This window comes from Mucilaginibacter mali (assembly GCF_013283875.1).
GTDB lineage: Bacteria > Bacteroidota > Bacteroidia > Sphingobacteriales > Sphingobacteriaceae > Mucilaginibacter > Mucilaginibacter mali.
Window position 1 is genome coordinate 4734638 of the sequence record NZ_CP054139.1, and the last position, 25968, is coordinate 4760605.

Sequence of the window (25968 nt, forward strand, 5' to 3'; positions counted from 1 at the left end):
GAATACGCATACTATTAAAATATCGCCTCTGCAATGCGCTTGGTTGGCCCGGCGTTGCTCATGGTATAAAAATGCAGTACCGGTACGCCGAATTTGATTAACTCTTTACACTGATTGATAGTCCACTCGATACCCAATTCCTTTACCTCTTTTTCCGATTTACAGGCTGCTACGGCATCGCATAGATCTTCTGGCATATCAATATGAAAAGTTTTAGCCAAACCTGCCAGTTGTTTGGTATTGGCCAGTGGTTTCAGCCCCGGAATAATAGGTACGCTGATACCGTTGGCACGGCAGTTATTCACAAAATCGAAGTATTTCTGATTATCGAAGAACATTTGGGTAACGATGAACTCCGCACCCATATCTATCTTTTGCTTCAGATATTTAAAATCGGTTTTCATATTCGGCGCCTCGAAGTGTTTTTCAGGGTAGCCGGCAATACCTACGCAAAAGTTGGTCTTTAGGTTATCCTCGTTATACTCGTGCAGATAAACGCCGTTGTTCATATCCACCACCTGTTGCAACAGGTCGGTCGCGTAATTGTGCCCATTAGGGGTAGGGATAAACGAGGCATCGCCACGACGGGCATCGCCACGTAAAACCAATACGTTATCAATACCCAAAAACTGTAAGTCGAACAAGCCGTTCTCTGTCTCATCCTTAGTAAAACCACCACACAGCAAATGCGGAACCGTATCTACATGGTACTTGTTCATAATAGCCGCGCAAATAGCAATGGTACCCGGGCGCTTGCGGTAGCTTAGTTTTTCCAGCAGGCCGTTCTCGTGTTCTTTATACAGGTAATCCTCGCGCAGGGTGGTTACGTCGATGAATGGTGGCTTGAACTCCATCAGCGGGTCTATGGCATCGTAAATACCCTGTATGCTTTGCCCCTTCAAAGGCGGTATCAATTCGAAAGAGAAAAGTGTTTTGCCCTTGGCGTTTTGTATATGTTCGGTGATCTTCATACCCCCTAACCCCCTAAAGGGGGAATTTTGGTTTTAGCCCTCAGCCCCCTAAAGGGGGACGAGGATGTGATTATTAGTTAAATTACAAATGTTTGGTAGCTCCGTGCTCCCCCTTTAGGGGGTTGGGGGGCTTAGTAGTTAAGGTTCGGCCCCAGCCAGCGTTCCACATCTTCCAGCGGCATTTGCTTGCGGGTGGCATAATCGGCTACCTGGTCTTTGCTGATCTTACCCAAACCAAAATACCTGGCCTGCGGATGCGCGAAGTAGAAGCCGCTTACCGATGCGGCCGGCATCATGGCCAGGCTTTCGGTCAGGTGCATTTTGGCGGCATCTTCAGCTTTTAGGATCTCGAACAGGGTCGTCTTTTCGGTATGATCCGGGCAGGCCGGGTAACCCGGTGCCGGGCGGATACCCTGGTATTGTTCTTTTATCAGTTCCACATTATCCAACGTTTCATCTTTGGCGTAACCCCAATAGTCCTTACGTACCAGTTCATGCATTTTTTCGGCAAAGGCTTCGGCCAGGCGGTCGGCAAGGGCTTTGGCCATAATGCCGTTGTAATCGTCGTGATCGCGCTCAAATTCGGCTACCAGTTCATCGCAGCCTAAACCTGCCGTTACGGCGAAGCCACCCCAATAGTCGGGCACGCCACTTTCTTTAGGGGCAATAAAATCCGACAGAGCGTAATATGGTTCGCCCTTTACTTTTTCGTTTTGCTGGCGCAGGGTGTGGATGGTAGTGAACACTTCCGAACGACTATCATCAGTATATAGTTCAATATCATCGCCCACGCTGTTGGCCGGCCAGAAGCCGATAACGCCGTTAGCCTGCAACAGTTTTCCCTTCACTATCTTATCCATCAGCACCTGCGCGTCGTCGAACAGTTTTTTAGCTTCGGTACCCACGTATTGATCGTTAAAGATCTTCGGGTAGCTGCCGCGCAATTCCCAGGTATGGAAGAACGGTGTCCAGTCGATATAAGGCAGCAATTCTTCCAGCGGGAAAGCCTCGATGGTTTTGGTGCCGATGAACGTTGGCTTAGGGGCCACATCCCCATCCAGACTGATCTGGAATTTACCGGCGCGGGCTTCCTCAATGCTCATAAAGCGCTTATCCGATTTTTTATTCAGGTGCGCGATGCGGGCTTTCTCATATTCGGCTTTTATGCCGGCTACATATTCGTCCTTATCTTTACCCAGCAGGCTGCTGCAAACCGTTACACTGCGCGATGCATCCAGCACGTGGATGGCAGCACCTGAGTAATTTGGCGCAACCTTTACAGCGGCATGTATGCGTGAGGTAGTAGCCCCGCCAATAATAAGCGGAATTGTAAACCCTTCGCGCTCCATCTCTTTGGCAAAGTGAACCATCTCATCAAGCGATGGGGTGATCAGTCCACTTAAACCAATAATATCAACCTGTTGCTTTTTAGCTTCTTCAATAATTTTTTGCGCAGGCACCATCACCCCAAGGTCTATCACCTCGAAGTTGTTACAGGCCAGTACCACACCTACTATATTCTTGCCAATATCGTGCACATCTCCTTTTACGGTGGCCATTAATACCTTACCGGCATTGGCGCGACTGCCCGAACTATCCTCGCCCGCATCTATCACACGCTGTTTTTCCAATTCGATGAACGGCAACAGGTAAGCCACAGCTTTTTTCATTACACGGGCCGATTTTACCACCTGCGGCAAGAACATCTTACCGGCACCGAACAGGTCACCTACGATATTCATGCCATCCATTAGCGGGCCTTCAATAACTTCCAGCGGCTTGCTGTAGGCCTGGCGGGCTTCTTCCACGTCATCATCCAAATATTCGATAATGCCTTTTACCAGCGCGTGAGACAGGCGCTCCTGCACGGTGCCTTTACGCCATTCCTCATCACGAATAATCTCTTTGCCCTTACTTTTTACCGTGTCGGCAAATGTAACCAGGCGCTCGGTAGCATCTTCGCGGCGGTTAAGCAGCACATCCTCTACCAGTTCCAGCAGGTCTTTGGGTATCTCTTCGTAAACTTCAAGCATGCCGGCGTTAACAATGCCCATATCCATGCCCGCTTTAATGGCATGGTAAAGGAAAGCCGAGTGCATGGCCTCGCGCACCACGTTATTACCGCGGAACGAGAACGAGATATTACTTACACCGCCGCTTACTTTGGCATGCGGCAAGTTCTCTTTTATCCATTTGGTAGCCTTAATAAAATCTACCGCGTAGTTATTATGCTCTTCCAAACCGGTGGCCACGGTCAGGATATTCGGATCGAAGATGATATCCTGCGGCGGGAAGCCTACTTCATCAACCAATATATCATAACTGCGCTTACATATCTCTATACGGCGTTCAAAGCTATCGGCCTGGCCTTGTTCATCAAAGGCCATTACCACGGTGGCCGCGCCGTAGCTTAATATCTTGCGGGCGTATTCTTTAAATTTATCCTCGCCCTCTTTCAGCGAGATGGAGTTCACGATACCTTTCCCCTGCAAGCATTTCAAACCCGCTTCTATCACCGTCCATTTTGATGAATCGACCATGATAGGCAACTTGGCGATATCCGGCTCGGATGCCAGCAGGTTCAGGAACTTGGTCATGGTCGCTTCCGAATCGATCATGCCTTCGTCCATATTCACGTCTATCACCTGCGCGCCGCCTTCTACCTGCTGGCGGGCAACGGTTAAGGCGCCCTCGTAATCCTCGGCCAGTATCAGCTTACTGAATTTTGGCGACCCGGTGATATTGGTACGCTCACCCACGTTCACAAAATTGGTTTCGGGCGTAATGGTAACGGCTTCCAGACCGCTCAGGCGCATGTAGGGCGCTATCTCAGGGCGCTTGCGGGGTTTTACATTGGCGGCTTTTTCGGCAATGGCACGGATATGGTCGGGCGTGGTACCGCAGCAACCGCCTACGATATTCACCATCCCGTTCAGCATAAAATCTTCTACCAGGTGCGCGGTCTCGTGCGGAACTTCGTCGTACTGGCCAAACTCGTTTGGCAAACCGGCATTAGGGTAGGCCGATACAAAAACATCGGCTTTGTGTGCCAGCTCTTCCAGGTGAGGGCGCATTTCTTTAGCACCCAGCGCACAGTTCAAACCTACCGAAAGCAGGTTGGCATGCTGTACCGAATCCCAAAAAGCCTCGACCGTCTGGCCTGATAAGGTACGGCCAGATGCATCGGTAATGGTACCCGATATCATCAATGGCAAGCCCGACCCCTCTCTAAATCTCTCCCCGGAAGGGAGAGACTTCCTTAATTCCGGGTTAGCTCTTAATTCATCAAAATAACGTTTGGCAGCAAACAGGGCAGCCTTTGCGTTAAGGGTATCAAAAATAGTTTCGATCAGTAAAAGGTCCGATCCGCCATCCACCAATCCGCGGATCTGGTCGTAATAGGCATCGGCTAAAATATCAAAGTTAACGGCACGATAGCCTGGGTCGTTAACATCGGGCGATAGCGACGCGGTACGGTTCGTTGGCCCAACAGCACCAGCCACAAAGCGCGGCTTTTCGGGCGTAAGTTGATTGTATTCGTCCACCACTTCGCGGGCAATGCGGGCACCCTCGTAGCTCATCTCGTAAGCCAGTTCTTCCATGTGGTAGTCGGCCAGCGAAATTACCTGCGTGCTGAATGTGTTGGTCTCGATGATATCGGCACCGGCATCAAGGTATTCTTTATGGATGGCTTTGATCACATCCGGGCGCGTCAGGTTCAGCAGGTCGTTATTGCCTTTTAAATCAGACTTATGGTCGCGGAAGCGCTCCCCACGGAAGTCTTCTTCCGTAAGGTTGTACCGCTGTATCATGGTACCCATGGCCCCGTCTATCACCAGGATGCGTTTCTCTAATTCTTTTCTAATATCCATTGTTGAGATATGAGATGCGAGATTTGAGATGTGAGACATTTCACACCCAGATGCAGCATCTTAACAGTTACGGAGATATCAGATATATGGGAACAGACACCCAAAATGGTCTCAAATCTCATATCTAATATCTCACATCTATAAAGCGGCTTATATCGAAAAGTCGGGTAGTACTTTGACCTTCGCTTATCTTTCCCGCAGCCTTAAGGGGCTTGAGTAGAATTTAGCACCTTGTTAGCACAGGTTGCTAAGACATCGCAGGGTCTAATCCCTCCGTCTTTCTCTATAAGCAGTGCAAAATTGCGCAATAAACTTATCAATTGCAAATGGAATTAGCAGGGGTATTACTAAGCTGATACTACTATGATAAATTAATTGCAGATATTTGAACTATTGAAACTCATTCGCTCAAATATCGAACTCCTGTTTTGGGTAGCCGCACTCATCGCTCTCGGCTTTAGCGACCCAACGCAAACTCATTTTGTGCTGTGTCCACTGCGATTAATGGGCTTTACCTGGTGCCCCGGCTGTGGGATCGGCCACGCGATAGCTTATCTTTTTCATGGCAATATTGCCGCATCGTGGCATGCGCATTGGTTGGGGATACCAGCTTTGGCGGTATTGCTTTACCGGATAGTTACTTTATCGGTTACCCGGTACAAAGAGTATACATAACCCAATCCTTTTCAGTAAACCAGCGACTGGAATTTCTTATTATCCCTTAAAAATCCAAACGCCGGCTCCGTCCGCAATGGTTGTTTGGAGAAGTTATGGCTGATAGCTTGCTTGAGGTAATAAAGCGTACCGCTTTCGTCTTTATCGGCGGCAACCAGTAAGGCATGGCGATAGTATACCAGAGGGTTTTCGGGTTCGAAGACTTCAGATACTGTCAGCAACTCAGCCGCAGTATCATACCGTTTCGCGCTGTAATAATTGCCAAAGCTTTCGGCGGCGTTAGCTATGATGAACGCTTTTTGTCGGGCCACATAATTGCTATCGGCCGGTAGGTGTGATAGCAGCATTTTGTTAAGCGATGCTAACTCGTTTTTCCACCAGCCTTTGGTTTTTATGGCGGTGGTATTCGCGGTGATGATCTGCTGAAAAGCTTCGGCAATCTTTTGCTGACAGGCATTTTCCTTGATCATCAATTGCTTTTCCTGTGCCAGCTCATCCCGGTAGCCGGCAGATGTTTCCAGTGCTTTCAGCTTTTCAGCATAATCTGCATCTTGTTTTATGCTGAGATACTGCCGGTACAAGTTTGCCTTAGTAGCTACCGAAATGTTTTGCCCGATAAGGCCATCTATCAAGGCCCTGTATTGTACGATCTTATCTTCATTGCTTTGTTTTTGATGTTGGAGGAGCGACCATAACAACGCGCTCATAAAAACATCAACCGGCGGCCAGCGGTGAGGGCCAGCGAACATTTGCAAAGCACTAACACTCCCGCTTGATTGCAAGGTTTGCACAACCTGCTGCAACTCTACATAGTTAAAATCCTGGTTACCTGCGATGGCAGCCAGAGTCCATGGCAATTTTGCTTTGGGGATGGGCTCGCTGAAACCCGCACTACAGGCAATTATACCTGTTATACCGCCGGATTGCAGCCCTATGGTAGTTGCCACCCTTGCCCCACCCGAGAAACCGGCAAGGTAAACCTGCCGCTCGTCGATACTGTATTTCTTAAATGCGTCGGTAAACATCGCGGTGGCCGCGTTTAGCGATTCGCCCATCGGGCCATTGCGGCTATTGTTGGATGCGATGAGGATAAAGCCATATTCGGTTGCCGCTTTTCGGTATAAACCAACCACCATTTTACCCCGCGCAGCCGGATCGAACAGGAAAATTACCGGATATTTTTGCTGTTTTTGATAATTTTTTGGCAATAGCAGGCTGTATGATCGTATAGTATCCGCATCGCATCTGATGGTTTGGATGCTATCTGTCTGTGCAAGTGAAATACTTGCTTGCAGTATGATGAACAGAAAAAACAGGTACCTCATTGCGTTAATAGTTAACGAGGTAAAGTAGGGAGTTTTTAGGTTTTGGGATAAGCGGGAATCAACTTCCTTGCAAGCAGATTAATAATGATATCTGCATTGAAGTATTATTATTGAGTCGGCATCAATCTTGTAAACTACACGGTGTTCGAGATTGATCCTGCGTGACCACCATCCAGCAAGGTTATGCCTTAGTGGCTCCGGTTTGCCACTGCCTTCAAATGGTGTTCGTTCAATTTCCTTAATTAGCGAGTTTATTTTTTTAAGAATAGATTTATCCGTGGATTGCCAATACAAATAATCCTCCCAACCCTGATCGAGAAATATAATTTTCATTCTTCGGCAAGGCTTCTTTCTGTACCTAAACCTTTTTCGTAGTCTTCTATCCCCTTCAGTAAACGGGCGGCATTGGCAGGGCTTTTTAATAGGTAAAAAGTTTCCTCCATACTTTCGTAGTCGGCTTTTGAAAGCACAACTACATCTTCGCCATTTGCGCTTGTAACATATAGAGGGGTATGGCTTTTACGTACTTTATCTAAATACGATTTTAACTGTTGCCTGAATGAAGTATATGTAGTAGTTAGCATTTATTTTTTTATAAAGATATAATAACAAACAAACATGTACAAGTTTCTGTACATGTTTGTTTGTTAAAACCGCCCCAAATAAGTAACCTTATAATTTGCAGCCACATGATATCGCCAACCATAACTATTGATACATCCCGCCGGGCAATCGCCCGATTTCATGGCGAAACCAATATCTACCCCCGATGGCATGATGGTATAGGTAATATCGTTCCCATCACCGATAGCGCCGTCCTGTTCGGCACTAATAATATAGGGAAAGCTTTTAAAGGCGGTCAACAGCGGCGGGATGTTATATTTGGCATTGGTTGTAATGGCCACAAAACCGAAAGAGGGGGTATATAGCGATCTATAAAAAGTAAAGCCATATTTGCTCATCAGGTTATTAAAACCGGCATCTGTTGGGGTATAACTTAATACTTTTTGTCCTTCTGTGCTATTTTTATCTACTTGCAAGCTAATGCCGCTTAAACTGATGTGCGGGTAAACATGCATCTTCATGGCGCTGTCGCTTTGCGGCGTTTTCAGATTGTACACTGCCTGCAGGTTAGCCAGTATCTTATTCAGTTCGCCCTGGTTAAATTGAGGTTTATCCTTATCGGTACTTACACTGCCATTTTGCAGCAGCCTGAAAAGCAGTTGTTGGGCATCAGCGGTATAATTATCGGCAATCACCGGGTCGATATATATTTCCGCACCAGGATCTTTCTTTTTACAGGCAACAAACAGCAGGCATATCAGCGCAAACAGTATCGGTCTTTTCATACTCAAGGTTTTATATCCTTACGCAACCAATCAAACAAACGCTACAGCATCCTATCGTTTCAGGTAATGCAAGGCCATACAGCCTTGTTGAATGATCTTCGTATCCACCAATTCCATTTTTATATTTTCGTTCAAGTTGATACCATCGCCCCAGCGCGGCCCGGAGCCAACAACGGCAGGGTGGATCACCAAATAAAGTTCATCGATCAACCCGGCCTGCATTAATTGCGAGCGTACGCTCATGCCGCCGATGGATATTTTTCCTCCCGGCATTTCTTTCAGCCGGCGGATCTCTTCTTCCAGGTTGCCGCGGATGATGCGGGGGCCGCCCTCAACCTCTTCCATGGTACGGGAAATAACGATGCTGGGGATACTGGTTAGCGTCCTGGCAAATGCTTGCTCATTAGCTGTTCCTTTATTTGCTTTAGCTACCTCGCGCCAGTAGGGGTTCACGATCTCGTACATCTTGCGGCCGCTAACGCCTTGATCTACATCTTTCATCAGGTTGGTGAAGTATTCCAGTATCTCTTCGCCGCCGCTTAGTTTAGTATGGTCGTAGCAGCCATCTATGCTGATGTTGAAGGCGCAAATAACTTTTCTCATGTTTACGGGCTTTTAGTTTTGGTGATATAGTTCAAAAATAAATGCTTGTAATTTAATATGATGAGGGTAATTGCGACAAAGAGGGGGTGTTTATGGCAAAGGTATCGTTCGGAACCAGCCTACAGCACATGATCAACTACGAGATTGCCACGTCGCGCCATTTCACATATCCCCCCGCTTGCTCCTCGCAATGACAAGTCGGGGTTTAGCAAGATGGTATTTACAACCCCATCTCCTTCTTCAAAAACTTACCCGTAAAGCTTTCCTTCACCTTACACAAACCTTCCGGTGTACCGCTGAACAGGATATTACCCCCGCCCGATCCGCCTTCGGGGCCAAGATCTATTACGTGGTCGGCTACTTTTATTACGTCAAGGTTATGCTCTATCACCAGCACGGTATTGCCTTTATCTACCAATTGGTTCAGCACACCCAGCAGTACGTTAATATCTTCAAAATGCAGGCCCGTGGTCGGCTCATCTAAAATGTAGAAAGTGTTGCCGGTATCTTTTTTAGATAGCTCGGTAGATAGTTTCACCCGCTGCGCCTCGCCGCCTGATAGCGTGGTTGATGCCTGGCCCAGGCGGATATAGCCCAAACCAACATCCAGCAGGGTTTTCACTTTGCGGTAGATGGAGGGGATATGCTCGAAGAAAGCAGTCGCATCCTCAATACTCAGGTCAAGCACATCGCTGATGGATTTGCCCCGGTAGCGCACTTCCAGCGTTTCGCGGTTGTAACGACGGCCGCCGCATTCTTCGCAGGGTACCTGTACATCGGGCAGGAAATTCATTTCTATTACTTTCATGCCTGCGCCCTGGCAGGTTTCGCAACGGCCACCTTTCACGTTAAAGCTGAAACGGCCTGGTTTATAGCCACGGATCTTCGATTCGGGCAGGGCCACAAACAGGTTACGGATATCCGAAAACACCCCGGTATAAGTAGCCGGGTTCGATCTCGGTGTACGGCCAATCGGTGTTTGGTCTATCTCAATTACCTTATCTATATTTTCCAGCCCTTCCACCTTTTCGTAAGGCAATGGCGTTTTTTTAGCACGGAAGAAGTGGTGATTAAGTATCGGGTATAATGTTTCGGTGATCAGGCTTGATTTGCCGCTACCCGATACGCCAGTAATGCCAATCAATTTCCCTAAAGGAAACTCGACACTCACCTTTTTAAGGTTATGGCCGGTGGCTTTTTTAAGCGATACTTTTTTGCCGTTGCCTTCGCGGCGTTTTTTAGGCACGGCTATCTCGCGCTCGCCGTTCAGGTAGCTGGTGGTAAGCGTGTGCATCTTCATCAATTCGGCGGGGGTGCCTTCGGCTACTACCTCGCCGCCGTGTACGCCGGCTGCCGGGCCCATATCTATCACGTGGTCAGCTTCAAGGATCATGTCCTTATCGTGCTCAACCACTAAAACGGTATTGCCCAGGTCGCGCAGGTTTTTCAGCGCTTTTATCAGGCGGTCGTTATCGCGCTGGTGCAGGCCGATGCTGGGCTCATCCAGGATGTACATCACGTTCATCAACTGCGAACCGATCTGCGTAGCCAAACGGATGCGCTGCGCCTCGCCACCCGAAAGGGTGCGGGTGGTGCGGTCTAAGGTTAAATAGCTTAAACCCACATCCAGCAGAAAGACAATACGCGCACGGATCTCCTTCAATATCTCGCGGGCTATGGTATTCTGGCGTTCGCTCAGGCGGTCTTCAAGGCCATCAAACCATTGCTGCAATTCGTTAATATCCATGCAGGCCAGCTCGAAGATATTCTTGTTATCTATCTTAAAGTTCAGCGACTCTTTTTTCAGGCGTGCGCCTTCACAAGTGGGGCAGGTTTTCAGCACACGGTAGTTCTCCATGTCTTCCATACCCTCATCGCCGCGGCGTTCCTGCTGTTCTTCCAGCATGCGGATAATGCCATCGAAGGTGATCTGGTAGTTCTGTACGTTCCACTTGTTATACTCCACCGCCACGGTAATCATGTCGGTGGTACCATTCAGGATGATCTCCAGCGTTTCTTCCGGCAATTTGTTGATGGGGGTGCTCAGCGCGAAGTCATACTTCTTACCCAGCGCCTTCAGCACCTGGAAGATCCAGGTATCGCGGTACTCGCCAATGGGGGCCAAACCACCGTTCATAATGCTCAACTTAGGGTCAGGGATCACCGAATTACGATCAACCTCGAAGATATATCCCAGGCCGCCGCACTTGTCGCAAGCGCCATAAGGCGAGTTGAACGAGAACGTATTGGGCTGCGGCTCATCGTACGAGATCCCCGAAACCGGGTCCATCAAATACTTGCTGTAGTACGATACATTGTTATCCTTATCGGCAATACGGATAATGCCTTTTGATATTTTCAGCGCGGCCTGTACCGATGTATATAGGCGTTTGCTATCATCCTCACTCACAATCAGGCGGTCGACAACGATATCTATATCGTGGATCTTATAACGGTCTACCTGCATTTTGGGGGTGATATCGGCAATGGCGCCGTCCAGCCAAACTTTCAGATAGCCTTGCTTGCGGATCTGTTCGAACAGTTCGCGGTAGTGGCCTTTGCGGCCTTTTACTACCGGGGCCAGGATATTTACCGGTTGTCCGTCAAATTTTTCCAGCAGGGCACGCATGATCTGGTCTTCGCTCATACGCTCCATCTTCTCGCCGGTCACATAACTGTATGCATCGCCCGCGCGGGCGAAGAGCAGGCGCATAAAATCGTATATCTCGGTAATTGTACCTACCGTAGAGCGGGGGTTTTTGCTGGTAGTTTTTTGCTCAATGGCAATCACCGGGCTAAGGCCCGAAACCTTGTCTACATCCGGGCGCTCCATGCCGCCCATAAACTGGCGGGAGTAGGCCGAAAACGTCTCCATATAACGGCGCTGCCCCTCGGCATAAATGGTATCAAAAGCCAGCGACGACTTTCCGCTCCCGCTTAGCCCGGTAATAACCGTTAGCTGGTTACGCGGAAAGGAAACATCGATATTTTTTAAATTATGCACCCTCGCGCCAAAAACTTCAACTTCGCTTTGTTCGCCCAGGTCTATAATGGGTTGTGTACTCATTTATTAGTGGTTTGTTAAAGGGGCCAGGGGAGGTTAAAGATGGGAACAGTTACCCTAATAACTATTTTAACCCATTTAACCACCCCAGACTTTATTTAACCAACATATTGGCTAAATGCTTTAGCAAAGATACAGAAAAAGCGGGGAGATTTTGTGTAAGTATGTCAGGCTTAGGTTAATATTTTGGACCGCTGATCTTGACCGCTGATTTTCGCTGACATTTTTGATTCCCATGATTCTTAAGGCATCCTGTTATCCTGCAAATCTGTTTAATCCTGGTTCAGATAATCAGCGAAATCAAAAATGTCAGCGAAAATCAGCGGTCCCTATTCAGCGTAATTAACCATCAAGCTCTCTATTTAGTCGCACATACCGTAAATCCAACTGAATATTTGGCTAATTAAATGCATTAATGCTATCTTAATAATTTGTCAATTAGGTTGCCAATTTATAATGATGAACCTGTTGAAGACTGCCTTCGCGTTTTTACTTTTTTGTGCGATATCTTTTTGTGCTTCTGCGCAGGAGGAACAGCGTTGGGACAAAACCGTATCGGGCAAGGAACATCCCAACATTCAATGGTTTAAAGATGCCAAGTTCGGCATGTTCATCCATTGGGGGCTATTCTCGCAAACGGGCGGCACCTGGAACGGCAAGAACTATTACGGCATATCCGAATGGATGATGAACCGCGGCAAGATCCCCGCCGCCGATTATGCTACCATCGCCAAAAAATTTAACCCCACCAAATTTAACGCTAAGGAATGGGCACAGGTGGCTAAGGATGCCGGCATGAAATATATGGTGGTTACCGCCAAACACCACGAAGGTTTTGCCATGTACGATAGCAAGGCCAGCGACTTTAACATTGTAAAAGCAACGCCCTACGGCAAAGACCCGATGAAACCCTTAAGCGAAGCCGTTCGCGCCGCAGGCTTGAAATTTGGGTTCTACTACTCGCAATATCTCGACTGGCACGAACCTAACGGCGGCGGCAACAAATGGGATTTTGACGATGCAAAGAAGGACACCAAAAGCTACTATCGCACAAAATCTATCCCGCAGATAAAAGAATTGCTGAGCAATTACGGTCCGCTGGGCGTGATCTGGTTTGATATGCCGGGCGGGCTGACCAAAGAAGAAACCCAAAGCCTGATAGACGATGCCCGCCGCATACAGCCGGGATGTCTGATCAGCAGCCGGGTTGGCAACGGATTGGGCGATTTTAAAGATTATGGAGATGGCGAAGTACCCGCCACTCCGGTATCGGGGGCATGGGAAGCGCTGTTTACCCATAACGACTCGTGGGGATACAGCAAATACGATTATAATTTTAAAACACCGAAAGAGCTGATCCGCCTGCTGGCAACCGTAGCATCAAAAGGAGGCAACCTGATATTGAACGTTGGCCCCGATAGTACCGGCCGCATGCCCGAATATTCGATAAAATACCTGCGCGAGGTTGGTCAGTGGTTAAAGGTAAATGGCGATGCGATATATGGTACAACCGCCGGATTGATAGCCCCCCAGCCATGGGGCGTTAGTACCACCAAACAGGGCAAACTTTACCTGCATATTTTCGACAGGCCGAAGAACGGAATGTTGCTGGTGCCTGGCTTAAACGCCTCGGTCAAAAAAGCATATACCCTTGCAGGCCGGCAGCCATTGGTTTACACCAAACAAGGCAGCGATATTTATATAAAATTACCGTCACTTACCGATAGCCGGAATACGGTAGTGATACTGGATGTTTCTCCGGCGAGCGCAGCATCAGATACCAAACCCATCACCGTATCATCACAATTTGATAGCAACCCGCTGGATGCCATCAACGCTAAATTATCAGGAAAAACCGAAGCGAAATCCATTACCTACAGCTATTACTTTGGCGATTGGAAGCATACCACCTGTCTTGTTAACATGGCTACCCCGCAAGATGCGGCCACCTTTAACCTACGCGTTACAGAACCCGGCGATTATAAAATAACGCTGGAATACGCCTGCGACGATCAGCAAAGCAAACAAGAAGGCATCCTGAACATCAACGGGAAAGATTATCCTTTTGAAACCCTGACCGCCAATAATTACGACAGCCACAAACCGCTGATGTTCCTGAAACAAACAGTAGCTATTGTGAGCATCGGCAAGGCCGGCAATTATAGCCTTAACATAAAACCCATGCGCAATGGCAAGGAACTGTTTAAACTGAAAACCATTTGGATGGATCCGGTACACTAAATTAAATACACCCTATTGAAACCAATGATAATGAGAAAAAACATACGCACAACTGCAGCCCTGATCGGCCTAACGGCACTGGCCGCAACGGCTTTTAAAACCGGCAACCGCGACCCGTGGCAATCGAAATTCGTTACCCAAAATGCCGATGGCTCGCTTACCTATCACCCGGATGCCAAAGGCAATACCATCCCCGATTTTAGCCGCGTGGGCTACCACGAGCAGGATGCGCCCATCCCCGATGTGCCGGTTGTAAAAACCATCGAAGCCCCCAAAAGCGGCGATGCCAAGCAACTGATACAGGATGCCATTAACGAGGTATTAAAAATGCCTGAGAATGCTAACGGTATCCGCGGCGCCATCCTGTTTAAAAAAGGTGTTTATAAAATTCCCGACAGTATATCCATTCATGGCAGCGGCATTGTGCTGCGCGGCGAGGGCGAAGGTAAGGACGGTACCGTGCTGGTCGCATCGGGCAAGGGGCAGCGCAGCCTGATCAACGTAGTGGGCAAAAAGGGCATTAAACCTGATGGCGAAAAAATTAAGATCACCGACGATTTTGTGCCTACCGGTGCAAAATCGTTCAATGTGGCATCAACAGTTGGTTTAAAGGTTGGCGACCGCATTATCCTGTACCGCCCCAGTACCGAAAACTGGATCCACGACCTGAAGATGGACCAGATAGAAGAACGCAAGACCGGTGGCACCAAGCAATGGAAAGCCGGCGAGTACGACCTGCATTTCGAGCGCAACATCAGCAAAATAGAAGGCAATAAAATTTTTATGGATAACCCCGTGGTGATGGAGATGGAAACCAAATACGGCGGCGGCGGCATCTACAAATACAGTACACCGGGCCGTATCAAAGAGGTGGGTGTAGAGAATATGCGCATCGAATCGGAGTACGCCAATGATACCGACGAGGACCATGGCTGGATCGCCATCGGTTATTCCAACATCGAGAACGGCTGGGTGCGCCACGTTACCTCGTACTACTTCGGCTATGCCTGTGTAAGCACCGAAGGCGGCTCGCGCAATATTACGGTTACCGATTGCAAGTGTTTGGATGCCAAATCGCAGATCACCGGTGGTCGCCGCTACTCGTTTAATAATGTTGGTCAGTTAAACCTGTTTATGAATAACCACGCCGAAGACGGCCGTCACGATTTTGTAACCGGCGCACGCGTTTGCGGTCCGAACGTATTTTATAACTCCTCCGCCAAAAACGAACATGCCGATATCGGCCCGCATCATCGCTGGGCTGTGGGTACGCTGTACGATAATATATCGTCGGACGGCGAGATCAACGTGCAAGACCGCCAATGGATGGGCAGCGGGCATGGCTGGTCGGGCGTTACACAGGTATTGTGGAACTGTACCGCCAAGGCTGCCGCCGTGCAAAAGCCATGGGTAAGCGGTACCAATTATAACATCGGCTTTAAAGGTAAACATGCCGAAGGCAGCTTTAAAGGCCGTATGGATGGCGAATGGGAAGGTATGAATAAAGATGGCCTGGCGCCGGCATCGTTATATATGGCACAGTTTAAGGCGAGACATTTGAAGTGAAATTAACCCGTCATTCTGAGCGATAGCGAAGAATCCCCGGCATAAAGAGCAGCTCTGCTAATCGGGGATCGTTCGCTATCGCTCACGATGACGAAACTTTATAGTAAAACCAAAAAATGAAAAAAACAATTACCCTCATCGCCCTTGCCTGCACTACCATTGCTTACGGGCAGCAAAACGCGGCAAGTACAGAAGAAGTTATGCGCCGCGTGGCGGATAACATTATCCAAAAAACCAGCTACAAATTTGTAGACAGTAAAACCAAACAACAGTACGAAAGTACCAAAGGCCTTGCCCCAAGTGTTGATGTTAAAGCCGAAAGCACCTATAACAAATGGGCCTACGTAAACGGCGTACTGGCTACCGGTATGATGGAAATGGCCGGCGTGCTGAACGACAAAAAGTACTCTGACTATACCCTGCACAATTACAGCTTTATTTTTGATAACCTGCCCTATTTCGAGGCTATTTATAAAACCAAGCAAAAGCCGGAGTATAACGCCGTATTCGCTATCGGTAATTTGGATGCCTGCGGGGCCATGTCGGCAGGCTTGATGGATGCCAATGTGCTGGCCAAACGTAAAGATTACAGCGCTTACCTTGATCGTGCGGCCGATTATATCCTGCATAAGCAACTGCGCCTGCCCGATGGTACTTTATCGCGCCCGCAGCCGCGCTACATGACCATCTGGGCTGATGACACTTATATGAGCGTACCCTTTCTGGCCCGCATGGGTAAGCTAACCGGCGACAGCAAATATTTTGACGATGCTATTAAGCAGATAGAAAACTTTAACAAATACCTGTACGATGCGCCAAGCAGCCTTTACTGGCATAACTACTATAGCGATGTGGAAATGAATGGCGTTGGCCACTGGGGCCGCAGCAATGGATGGATAGCCGTAGCGCAGGTAGAACTGTTAAAAAACCTGCCCGCCAATCACCCAAAACGCGCTGAGCTGATCCGCCTGTTACTGCGCCAGATTGTTGGTTACGCCCGCTACCAGGATCAAACCGGTTTGTGGCACCAATTGCTGGATAAGCCAGATTCTTATTTAGAAACATCGGTAACGGCGATGTATACTTACGCTGTGGCGGCCGCGGTAAACGAGGGCTGGATCAACGAGAAATACATATCTATCGCCCGCGAAGGTTGGAAGGGTTTATTAACCAAGATCACGCCTGATGGTCAATTGCAGGATGTATGCATCGGTACCAATATGGATGAGGCGATTAAGTTTTACTACACCCGTCCTACGGCATTGAACGATACGCACGGTTTGGGAGCGCTGCTATTAGCTGGTTCGGAACTGGTGAAGTTTGACAGGAAAGCGGCGGCTGGTAAGTGATCAGTTAATTAGTGATTAGAGATTAGTGTGAAGCAAAACAGGCACTAATCTCTAATTAACTGATCACCAATCTCTACTTAAGACGCCTGCATAAACTCCTTCTGATAGATCAGCGGACTTTTTCCCGTTATCTGCTTAAAATACTTATGGAAGCTGGCGAAATTATTAAAGCCGCTCTCGTAACAAAGCTGTTTAATGCTTAGTTTGTTGTCGATCAAAAGCTTGCAGGCATGCCCTACCTTTATCTCAATTAAAAACTGCGAATAGGTTTTGCGTGTGCGCGATTTAAAGTAGCGGCAAAACGAGTTGGGACTGATCATGGCCACACCGGCAATTTCTTCCAGATGGATCTTATTTTTAAAGTTAGCCAGCGAGTATTCGTAAATGGCGTTAATCCGGTCGTTCTCCGATTCTTCAAAATTATGGCGGAAGCCAATGGACGACAACATGATCACCTGGTTGCAACCTGCTATGGCGTCCAGCGCTTCCATCAGCAGGATAATGCGTTCGGTACCCTCGGCTTTTAGCATACGTTCCAGTAATTCGGCCACTACCTTTTTAGTTTTGCCTACTATCTGTACGCCCCGTTTAGATTTCTCGAGGATGGTACGCATGCCCTTGTTTTCGGGCAGCTGTAAAAATTGCGTGCCCCAGAAGTTCTCGTTAAAGTGGGCTACGCGCACATCGGCGGTAAGGCTGGTGTCCTCGGTAAAATAGCCGTCGTCAAAGCGCCAGTAATGCGGCAGTTGCGAACCCACCAACACAATATCACCCGCGCGAAATTGTTTAATGCTATCACCAATGAACTGTGTGCCCGTCCCCTTTTTAAAGTGGATCAGTTCTACCTCGGGATGATAATGCCAGCGGTTATTAATATAAGGCACCAGGTCCTGCCGCACGCTAAAGGAGTGCGCCGGGCCGGTAGATACTTTAAGCAACTGTGGTTTCATTAAGCTTTATTTACAATCGGTAGCGTAAATATAATAATTTATATGCCAAAATAACTTATAACAATGTTAATACAAATAATTTTTAAAAACGGCAGCCTGTTTTCTTTGTAATACTGATCATAAACACTTGTTATAAACCATTCTTAAAGTATTTGTATTGTAAATACGGCTTGTTTAATTGTTAAGCAGGTGTGTATGGGTCGGTTATTTATTTAAAAACTATTACAGAAATCTATACCTGTCAAATGTCCGGCACAACAAATACCTTTTTACAAATACACCCTAACGATAATGTACTGGTAGCATTAAAAGATCTGCTGAAAGATACCCCTATCAGTTTTAACGGTCACCTGTTTAATTTAACTACCGATGTGCAGGCCAAGCACAAATTTGCAACCGGTACCATGCCCGCGGGCAGCCCGGTTTATATGTACGGCGTGCTGGTGGGCAAAACCACGCAACTGGTAATGCAGGGCGAAGCTTTGTCGGTAAAAAACCTGGAGCATGCTTCCGGTGGGTTCCATTTAGATGAGCGCCGCCTGGATTGGGCCAAACCCGATACAAGCAATTGGCAGAGTAAAACCTTTATGGGCTATCATCGTGCCGATGGTTCGGTGGGCACGGCCAACTACTGGCTGGTGATCCCGCTTGTTTTTTGCGAAAACCGCAACGTTGACGTAATGAAGCAAGCTTTTGTTGAAAAGCTGGGCTATAAAAAGGAAAAAGCTTACGAGCAGGATGTGGAGCAACTGATAGATCTGTACAAAAGCGGCCGTACGGTTGAAGAGATCCTGAATGCCGATATCACCGATACCCCCGAGGGCAAAAATGGCAAACGCCTGTTCCCTAATATCGATGGTATAAAATTCCTGAACCACCAGTTAGGTTGCGGCGGTACCCGCAGCGATTCGGACGCGCTTTGTGGCTTATTGGCCGGGTATATCACCCATCCCAACGTGGCGGGCGCTACCGTTTTAAGCCTTGGCTGCCAGCATGCGCAGGCCAGCATCCTTACTGCCGAGATCAAAAAACGCGATGCAAATTTCAAAAAGCCGCTCATTATCCTGGAACAACAAAAGGAAGGCACCGAAACAGCCCTGATGCAAAAGGCCATCAAACGCACCTTTGCCGCACTGATAGAAGCTAATAAAACCGAACGCCAGCCAGCTCCCCTATCCAAACTATGTATCGGTTTGGAGTGTGGTGGCTCTGATGGATTTTCGGGCATCTCGGCCAACCCGGCAGTCGGTTACGTATCCGATCTTCTGGTAGCCATGGGCGGCTCGGTGATCCTGGCCGAATTTCCCGAACTGTGCGGGGTTGAGCAGGAACTGAGCGACCGCTGTGTAGATGAACCTACCGCTAAGCGTTTTATAGAACTGATGCAAACCTATAACGCGCGCGCCGAGGAATCCGGCTCGGGCTTTTATGCCAACCCATCACCCGGCAATATCCGCGATGGGTTGATCACCGATGCTATTAAATCAGCCGGCGCGGCAAAAAAGGGCGGCAACTCGCCGGTAACGGCTGTGTTGGATTACCCGGAGAAAGTAACCCAGCCTGGCCTTAACCTGCTTTGTACCCCCGGCAGCGATGTAGAAAGCACCACAGCCGAGGTAGCATCGGGCGCCAACATTGTGCTGTTCACCACTGGTTTGGGTACGCCAACCGGCAACCCTGTAACGCCGGTCATTAAGCTATCTACTAATACCCGCATATTCGACCGTATGCCCGATATTATCGATATCAACTGCGGCACCATCATCGAAGGCACCGAAACCATCCCCCAAAACGCCGACCGTATACTGGATTACATTATAGATGTGGCCAGCGGCAACGCGCAGCCTAAGGCAGTGCAGTTGGGGCAGGATGATTTTATTCCGTGGAAGCGGGGGGTATCGTTGTAATTTAAGGGCACGAATTATTATCGAGTGGCAAATGATTTATCGAATTACACGAATTGAACCTCTCCGTTCTTAATTCGTGTAATTCGATAAATTGTCTGGGATATCAAATGCATTCGTGCTTCATTGGTTTATCATCTACCAACCTTTTCACAAACATCCCCGTAATATCCATTAAATTTGATTGTTCTTAAAAAACTCAAAGCTAATGGACAGCACCGATAACTACCTCGACAGTACCAAAAAACTATTCCGCTACTATAAATCCCTGGGCGATGCGGTCATCAGCCGGGTTGATGAGCAGGGGCTACACTGGCAGTATAACGATGATTCCAATAGCATTGCCGTTATCATCAAGCACATTGCCGGTAATTCGCTATCCCGCTGGACGGATTTTTTAAACTCGGACGGGGAAAAACAATGGCGCGACCGCGATGAGGAGTTTGAGGATACGGCCATGAACAAGCAGCAAATCCTCGACCTGTGGGAACGCGGCTGGCAATGCCTGTTCGATGCTATCGACCCATTGGTTGGCACCGACCTGGGCCGTATCGTTTATATCCGTAACGAGGGGCACACGGTACTGGAAGCCATCAACCGCCAATTGGCGCACTTGCCCTATCATGTGGGCCAGATGGTGTTCGCTGCTAAAATGATATCAGATACCGAATGGCAATCGCTAACCATCCCAAAAGGAAAATCCAATGCTTATAACAAGGATAAATTTTCGGCCGATAAGAAGCCGGGCTTTTTTACGGATGGGATTAAGAAGTAGCAAGGCTTTTTATTCATTGCCGCCCTGTTTATGGGACGGTCTACGGGCTATCATGATCTGGCTTTAGCCAAACCCAAGTTGTTTAATTCGGCTAAAGCCACCATGTTGCAAGCTCCAATCCGTTGACTAAAGTCAACGGCAATGAAAAACCGGCATAATAACTTCTATGTGATTAAGTAATGAGACATTCGTATCTATATTTCCTTTGACATCCCTTTTTTAAACCGTTTCTTTGTTTTTGTTATTATTACAGCATGAAACAATACGGGCTTATCGGCTATCCGCTCACGCATTCTTTTTCAGCCAAATACTTTACCGAAAAATTTAAAACGGAAAACATTGAGGACCATGTTTACGAACTTTTTGAACTGAAGAACCTGGATAATTTTCCCGATCTGCTGCGCGCTAACACCAAACTTTGCGGTTTGAATGTAACCGTTCCCCACAAAATAGGCGTGGTACGTTATATGGATTGGATAAGCGACGAGGCAAAGGAGGTGGGCGCGGTAAACTGTATCCGCATCTCGGCCGAAAGCCCTGTGCTGGCGGCATTCAGTGGCGAAGTGGGTATACAGGACCATGATTTTAAACTGGAGGGTTTTAATACCGATGTTTACGGCTTCGAGCATTCTTTGAAACCATTATTGCACCATCACCATAAACGCGCTTTATTGTTAGGCAATGGCGGCGCGGCGCGCGCGGTAAAATGCGTGCTTGATAAACTGGAGATCCCCTATCAACTGGTTACCCGCAAGCGCGAGCGCGACAGCATGCTGTATAGCGAACTCACCAAAAAAATGATGGAAGACCATACGCTCATCATTAACACTACCCCGCTGGGTACATCGCCAAACATTCACGAATGCCCGCCTATCCCCTACGAATACATTACCGAACACCATTTACTATACGACCTGATCTATAACCCCGAGCAAACGTTGTTCCTGAAACAGGGGCACGAACGCGGCGCGGCCACCAAAAACGGTTTCGAAATGTTGGTGCTACAGGCCGAGAAATCGTGGGAGATCTGGAAATCAAACGAGGTGGTACAATGAGGTTAACCCTGCTGCTCCTATTAGCCGGATTATTAGCTGCCTGCGGCGGACACGATTACGCACCAAAACCCCGCGGTTACTTCCGCATTCCGTTCCCTAAAAGGGAGTACCAGGAATATACCGGCGGCTGCCCTATCATCTTTCAATACCCCAAATACGCGGTTATAGAACCCGATCGCAAAGCACCCGACAAACCCTGCTGGTTTAACGTCCAATTCCCGCAGTTTAACGGCACGCTGCACCTTACCTACGAGCATATCGAATCGAAAAAAATGTTTGATATGTTAACCGAAGATGCTTACAAACTGGCATCAAAACATACGGTGAAGGCCACCTCTATCGATCAGAGCACCATCAACTCTCCATTTTACAAAGTGTACGGCGTATATTATACCATCGAGGGTAACGTTGCTTCATCGGCCCAGTTTTTTTTAACAGACAGCGCTAAAAATTACATTCGCGGTGCCTTATATTTTAACGTTGAACCCCGTATGGATTCGATACAACCCGTGTTAGATTTTGTGAAAAAAGATGTGAATGTGATGATCAAAAGCTTCCGCTGGAAGTGATGAGTGTGCAAATGCACATGAATGTGCAGATATGCAAATGTGCGTATGTGCAAATGAAGAACCATACAAGCATCTGCACATTTGCATATACGCACATTTGCACATTAAATAATTAGCAATAAAGTTACAATGACAGTGTGGCAAAAGCACGTTTAAACGTTGATTTTTGCGGGATGAATTTTAAGCACTTTTTAAACCTTGTCACGGTTTTACTATTGTTTTGCGCCGCATCTGTTTTTGCACAGCAGGGCGCCGCGGTTAAGGGTTCGGTCACGGGTAAGTTAATTGATGCCGGCACCAACCAGCCGCTTGAATTTGCAACCGTAACCTTATTAAAAAAAGCCGATAACCTGCCCGCCAAAAGCATCCAAACCGATTTGCAGGGCAATTTTAAACTCGATAATCTTCCCGATGGCCTATACCTGCTGCGCACCACTTATGTGGGGTATGCTACTTATACTAAAGATAGCATCAACATCAGTCCGCGTAAACGCGTTTACGTATTAAACACCATTAAGCTTGGCCAAACCAAAGGTGTACTGAAGGAAGTAGCCATTAAAGCCCAGCGCAGCCAGATACAACTGGGTGTAGACCGGAAAGTTTTCAGTGTAGATCAAAGCCTGGTGAGCCAGGGCGGTTCCGCTACCGACTTGCTGAACAACGTACCATCGGTACAGGTGGATGTGGATGGCAACCTTAACCTGCGCGGTACCAGCAATGTGCGGGTGCTCATCAACGGTAAGCCATCGGCGTTAACCGGCAGCAGCATGGCCGATATTTTGCAATCTATCCCCGCCAGCGCTATCGAGAATATAGAGGTGATCACCAACCCGTCATCAAAATACGATGCCGAAGGACAATCGGGTATCATCAACATCGTACTGAAAAAGAATGCCCGTTTAGGCATGAATGGCTCGGTAAGCGGATCGGTTGGTAACCAGAAATCGGTTAACGGCAGTGCCAACATTGCCTATCAAACACAAAAAATAAACCTGTATGCTAACTACAGCTACCGCAAGGCGCAGCGTACCGGCAATGGCTTTACCAACAGAACAACTACCGGCCCGGGCATTGGCACCACTTTCCAAAACCAAATTGCCGACCAAAGCTTCGATTTTAACTCGAACAATATCCGCGCGGGTATCGATATCAACCTCGATCCTAAAACCACGCTGAGTTTTTCGGGCAATGCTAACCTGCGTAACCGTAACCGCTTCCAGTTTGGCGATACCCGTATCATCGATGGCCCTACCGGCGCGCTGAAGCAACTGACCAGCCAGGATGCAAGCTCGTTCACCCATGGTAACCGCAACCTGGATTACAATGCCGATTTTGACCGCAAATACAAAAAAGGCGAACTAACCGCAAACGTGGGTTATTCTACAGGCCACGAAGACGCCGATGATTATCAAACCATCGCTTACAACGTTTATCAGCCAACACCATCAAACCGCCTGCGCAAGCAAATTAATGTAAACGGCGAGCAGGGCTATAATGTTAACCTGCAAACCGATTATACCCAACCATTAAGCAATAACAACAAAATTGAACTGGGTTACCGCAGCACATTTGCCCAAAACGATAGCCACAATGATGTGGACAGCCTGTTGGGTACCAGCTATGTACCTGATGGCCGCCTGACCAACCACTTTTTATACAAGGAACAGGTGCACGCCGTATATGGCAATTATCAGCAGCAATTTGGCCAGTTTGGCGTACAAGTTGGTTTACGTGCCGAGAGCGCCCATATCCGTACCCTGTTGCGTGAAGGTAATGTTGCCAACGGGCAAGACTACTTTAGGGTGTACCCAAGTATTTTCCTGAGCGATAAATTGTCGGAAAACCAAACTTTACAGATCAGCTATACACGTCGGGTAAGTCGCCCGCGAGACAGGCAGATCTCGCCGTTTTTAGATACCAGCGACCCGTATAACTACCAGCAGGGTACGCCTACGCTGAAACCGGAGGACACCCACTCGTTCGAGTTAAGCTACATCAACTACTGGAAGTCGGTTACACTTACCTCATCGCTTTATACCCGCATCACTAACGATAATATCCAGCGGGTGCGCACGCCGTATAACAATTCTACTACCGTTGTGGTACTGCATTCAGAGAATATCACCAGTTCGCAAAACAGTGGTTTTGAGTTGATCGGCAAGGTAAATGCCACGCAAAATTTAGATATCACCGCCAACGTTAACGCCTACTACAGCTACCTGCAGGCCGCGCCACAGTTTGGCCTTAACAGCACATCGGGCTTTGCCTGGAACGGTAACCTGACCGCCAACATTAAGCCTGCAAAAAAACTGGGTGTACAATTACGCGGCGATTACAACGCACCGCAGGTGATCAGCCAGGGTAAACAGCGTGCCATGTATGGTTTAGATGGCGGCCTGAAATACGATATCACTAAAGCGCTTAACCTGAGCGCCAACGTACGCGATATCTTCAACAGCCGCAAATTCGGGTCGAACATTGATTATATGGCGGGTACAGCTTCCATACATTCCGAATCGGTGCGCCGCTTCCAAACCCGCACCATGCAGGTTACCTTATCTTACCGCTTTGGTTCGGCGCCTGATGATGGTAACAAGAAGAAAGGCAAAAAGGATAAAAAGGACGGTAATAACGGCGATGATATGGGCGGCAACCCTGATGAGGGTGGCAATGGCGGCGGAAAGCTGTAGTCCGAAGACTCCCCCCGACAGCGCTTCGCTGGTCGGCCCTCTCTGCGCGGAAAGAGGGCAGGAACTGTATCGGATAACCATAGTCCCTCTTTCCGCGCAGCGGAGAGAGGGTGGTCGGGCGAAGCAACGACCGGGTGAGTCCAATACAGAGCAAAGGCCCTTGCGGAATCCGCAAGGGCCTTTGCTCTGTATGTTCTATCCAATATTAAAACTTGTGCACGCTGCCACTGCCCGAGGTATGGCTTGATACCTGGGTTGCGCCGCCGGTATAACGGATATCGCCTGAACCGCTTACACGGGCATCTACCTTTTGCGAGGCATTTACGCTGGCGTCGCCAGAGCCGCTGATGCGTACCATCGTATTTACAGTAACCAGGTCGCGGCCGCTAAAATCACCCGAACCATTGGTGCTGATGGTAGAAGTTTCGGCGTTGCCTGATAATTTGATATCGCCCGAACCGCTGATGCTGCTCTCCAGGCTTTTCACGTTCACCTTACCCAATACATCGCCAGAACCACTGATGCTTAAGCTCAGTTTTGGCGCGTTGATACCTTCCTTAAAAAATACATCGCCAGAACCCGACAGGCTAATATCGTGCACTTCTTTTACGGTAACGTAGATCACAATTTTTTTGTGGTTGTTGCTGCTAAAAAGGTTGCGCCAGTTAAAGTTATCGTCCTTATTGCGCACCTTTAATACATCACCCTTAACTTCGGTAATGATCTTGCTCATTACATCGGCAGGCGCTTCCACCTTAACCGATTCAGACGGCCCCTGGGTAACATATACATCAAACGAACCCATTACGCTGATAGCGTGGAAACCCGAAAGATGACGGTCTTCCGTATCGGCGAAAGCGCTGTTGAAACCCGCCAGCAGCAACGCGGTAAATAAGATCTTAGTCAGTGTTTTCATGGTTAATTTAAGTTTTGTTGTGATGATAAGACGCAAGGAAAACGCGAATGGTTACAAAACTTATAAAAATAATTGGAGGGGGCTTTTAGTTCCC

General features: G+C 48.1%; 19 protein-coding genes and 1 riboswitch. Of the genes, 9 read left to right on the plus strand and 10 right to left on the minus strand.

Annotated elements, in window-relative coordinates; translation table 11 throughout:
* Positions 1–14 precede the first annotated feature (14 nt).
* Positions 15–971 carry a methylenetetrahydrofolate reductase gene (locus HQ865_RS20000; protein WP_173416604.1) on the minus strand — a complete coding sequence of 319 codons (957 nt, stop codon included), beginning with the start codon at positions 969–971 and terminating at the stop codon, positions 15–17.
* Between the two features lie 131 nt (positions 972–1102).
* Positions 1103–4843 carry a methionine synthase gene (gene metH, locus HQ865_RS20005; protein ID WP_173416605.1) on the minus strand — a complete coding sequence of 1247 codons (3741 nt, stop codon included), beginning with the start codon at positions 4841–4843 and terminating at the stop codon, positions 1103–1105.
* 183 nt (positions 4844–5026) lie between these two features.
* Positions 5027–5135, minus strand: a riboswitch (SAM riboswitch).
* 83 nt (positions 5136–5218) lie between these two features.
* Here metH and HQ865_RS20010 point away from each other — a divergent pair.
* Positions 5219–5518, plus strand: a complete 300-nt coding sequence (locus HQ865_RS20010) for a DUF2752 domain-containing protein (protein ID WP_237073499.1) — start codon at positions 5219–5221, stop codon at positions 5516–5518.
* An 11-nt stretch (positions 5519–5529) separates the two neighbouring features.
* On the opposite strand, the gene HQ865_RS20015 is transcribed toward HQ865_RS20010, so the two are convergent.
* The 6 genes from HQ865_RS20015 to uvrA form a co-directional block, all read right to left on the minus strand.
* Entirely contained in the window at positions 5530–6843 is a 1314-nt protein-coding gene (locus HQ865_RS20015; protein WP_173416606.1) for a hypothetical protein, read from the minus strand.
* Between the two features lie 78 nt (positions 6844–6921).
* On the minus strand, positions 6922–7176 hold the full coding sequence (locus tag HQ865_RS20020) for a Txe/YoeB family addiction module toxin (RefSeq protein ID WP_173416607.1): 255 nt from the start codon (positions 7174–7176) through the stop codon (positions 6922–6924).
* On the minus strand, positions 7173–7427 hold the full coding sequence (locus HQ865_RS20025; RefSeq protein ID WP_173416608.1) for a type II toxin-antitoxin system Phd/YefM family antitoxin: 255 nt from the start codon (positions 7425–7427) through the stop codon (positions 7173–7175). The genes HQ865_RS20020 and HQ865_RS20025 overlap by 4 nt, the downstream gene beginning before the upstream one ends.
* Before the next feature lie 63 nt (positions 7428–7490).
* A complete protein-coding gene (locus HQ865_RS20030; RefSeq protein WP_173416609.1) occupies positions 7491–8192 on the minus strand; it encodes a hypothetical protein in 702 nt (233 codons plus the stop codon).
* A 51-nt stretch (positions 8193–8243) separates the two neighbouring features.
* Complete coding sequence (locus HQ865_RS20035) at positions 8244–8795, minus strand: dihydrofolate reductase family protein (RefSeq protein WP_173416610.1); 552 nt, start codon at positions 8793–8795, stop codon at positions 8244–8246.
* Positions 8796–9015: 220 nt separating this feature from the next.
* Complete coding sequence (gene uvrA / locus HQ865_RS20040; protein WP_173416611.1) at positions 9016–11862, minus strand: excinuclease ABC subunit UvrA; 2847 nt, start codon at positions 11860–11862, stop codon at positions 9016–9018.
* Between the two features lie 453 nt (positions 11863–12315).
* Between uvrA and HQ865_RS20045 the strand changes: the two genes are divergently transcribed.
* The 3 genes from HQ865_RS20045 (at position 12316) to HQ865_RS20055 (ending at position 17015) form a co-directional block, all read left to right on the plus strand.
* Positions 12316–14100 carry an alpha-L-fucosidase gene (locus HQ865_RS20045; protein ID WP_237073500.1) on the plus strand — a complete coding sequence of 595 codons (1785 nt, stop codon included), beginning with the start codon at positions 12316–12318 and terminating at the stop codon, positions 14098–14100.
* Between the two features lie 30 nt (positions 14101–14130).
* Positions 14131–15666, plus strand: coding sequence for a hypothetical protein (locus tag HQ865_RS20050; protein WP_173416612.1), 1536 nt, complete (start codon positions 14131–14133; stop codon positions 15664–15666).
* Between the two features lie 116 nt (positions 15667–15782).
* A complete protein-coding gene (locus tag HQ865_RS20055; RefSeq protein ID WP_173416613.1) occupies positions 15783–17015 on the plus strand; it encodes a glycoside hydrolase family 88/105 protein in 1233 nt (410 codons plus the stop codon).
* Positions 17016–17092: 77 nt separating this feature from the next.
* On the opposite strand, the gene HQ865_RS20060 is transcribed toward HQ865_RS20055, so the two are convergent.
* On the minus strand, positions 17093–17965 hold the full coding sequence (locus HQ865_RS20060; protein ID WP_173416614.1) for an AraC family transcriptional regulator: 873 nt from the start codon (positions 17963–17965) through the stop codon (positions 17093–17095).
* Positions 17966–18210: 245 nt separating this feature from the next.
* Between HQ865_RS20060 and HQ865_RS20065 the strand changes: the two genes are divergently transcribed.
* The 5 genes from HQ865_RS20065 (at position 18211) to HQ865_RS20085 (ending at position 24958) form a co-directional block, all read left to right on the plus strand.
* A complete protein-coding gene (locus tag HQ865_RS20065) occupies positions 18211–19872 on the plus strand; it encodes a UxaA family hydrolase (RefSeq protein ID WP_173416615.1) in 1662 nt (553 codons plus the stop codon).
* A gap of 205 nt (positions 19873–20077) precedes the next feature.
* The gene (locus tag HQ865_RS20070) at positions 20078–20644 is read left to right on the plus strand and encodes a DUF1572 family protein (protein WP_173416616.1); all 567 of its coding nucleotides are present in this window, start codon (positions 20078–20080) and stop codon (positions 20642–20644) included.
* A 254-nt stretch (positions 20645–20898) separates the two neighbouring features.
* Complete coding sequence (locus HQ865_RS20075; RefSeq protein WP_173416617.1) at positions 20899–21699, plus strand: shikimate dehydrogenase family protein; 801 nt, start codon at positions 20899–20901, stop codon at positions 21697–21699.
* Positions 21696–22268, plus strand: coding sequence for a gliding motility lipoprotein GldD (gldD, locus tag HQ865_RS20080; RefSeq protein ID WP_173416618.1), 573 nt, complete (start codon positions 21696–21698; stop codon positions 22266–22268). The genes HQ865_RS20075 and gldD overlap by 4 nt, the downstream gene beginning before the upstream one ends.
* Before the next feature lie 173 nt (positions 22269–22441).
* On the plus strand, positions 22442–24958 hold the full coding sequence (locus HQ865_RS20085; RefSeq protein ID WP_173416619.1) for an outer membrane beta-barrel family protein: 2517 nt from the start codon (positions 22442–22444) through the stop codon (positions 24956–24958).
* A gap of 205 nt (positions 24959–25163) precedes the next feature.
* Here the strand turns inward: HQ865_RS20085 and HQ865_RS20090 are convergent, their stop codons facing one another.
* Positions 25164–25874, minus strand: a complete 711-nt coding sequence (locus HQ865_RS20090; RefSeq protein WP_173416620.1) for a head GIN domain-containing protein — start codon at positions 25872–25874, stop codon at positions 25164–25166.
* Between the last annotated feature and the right edge of the window lie 94 nt (positions 25875–25968).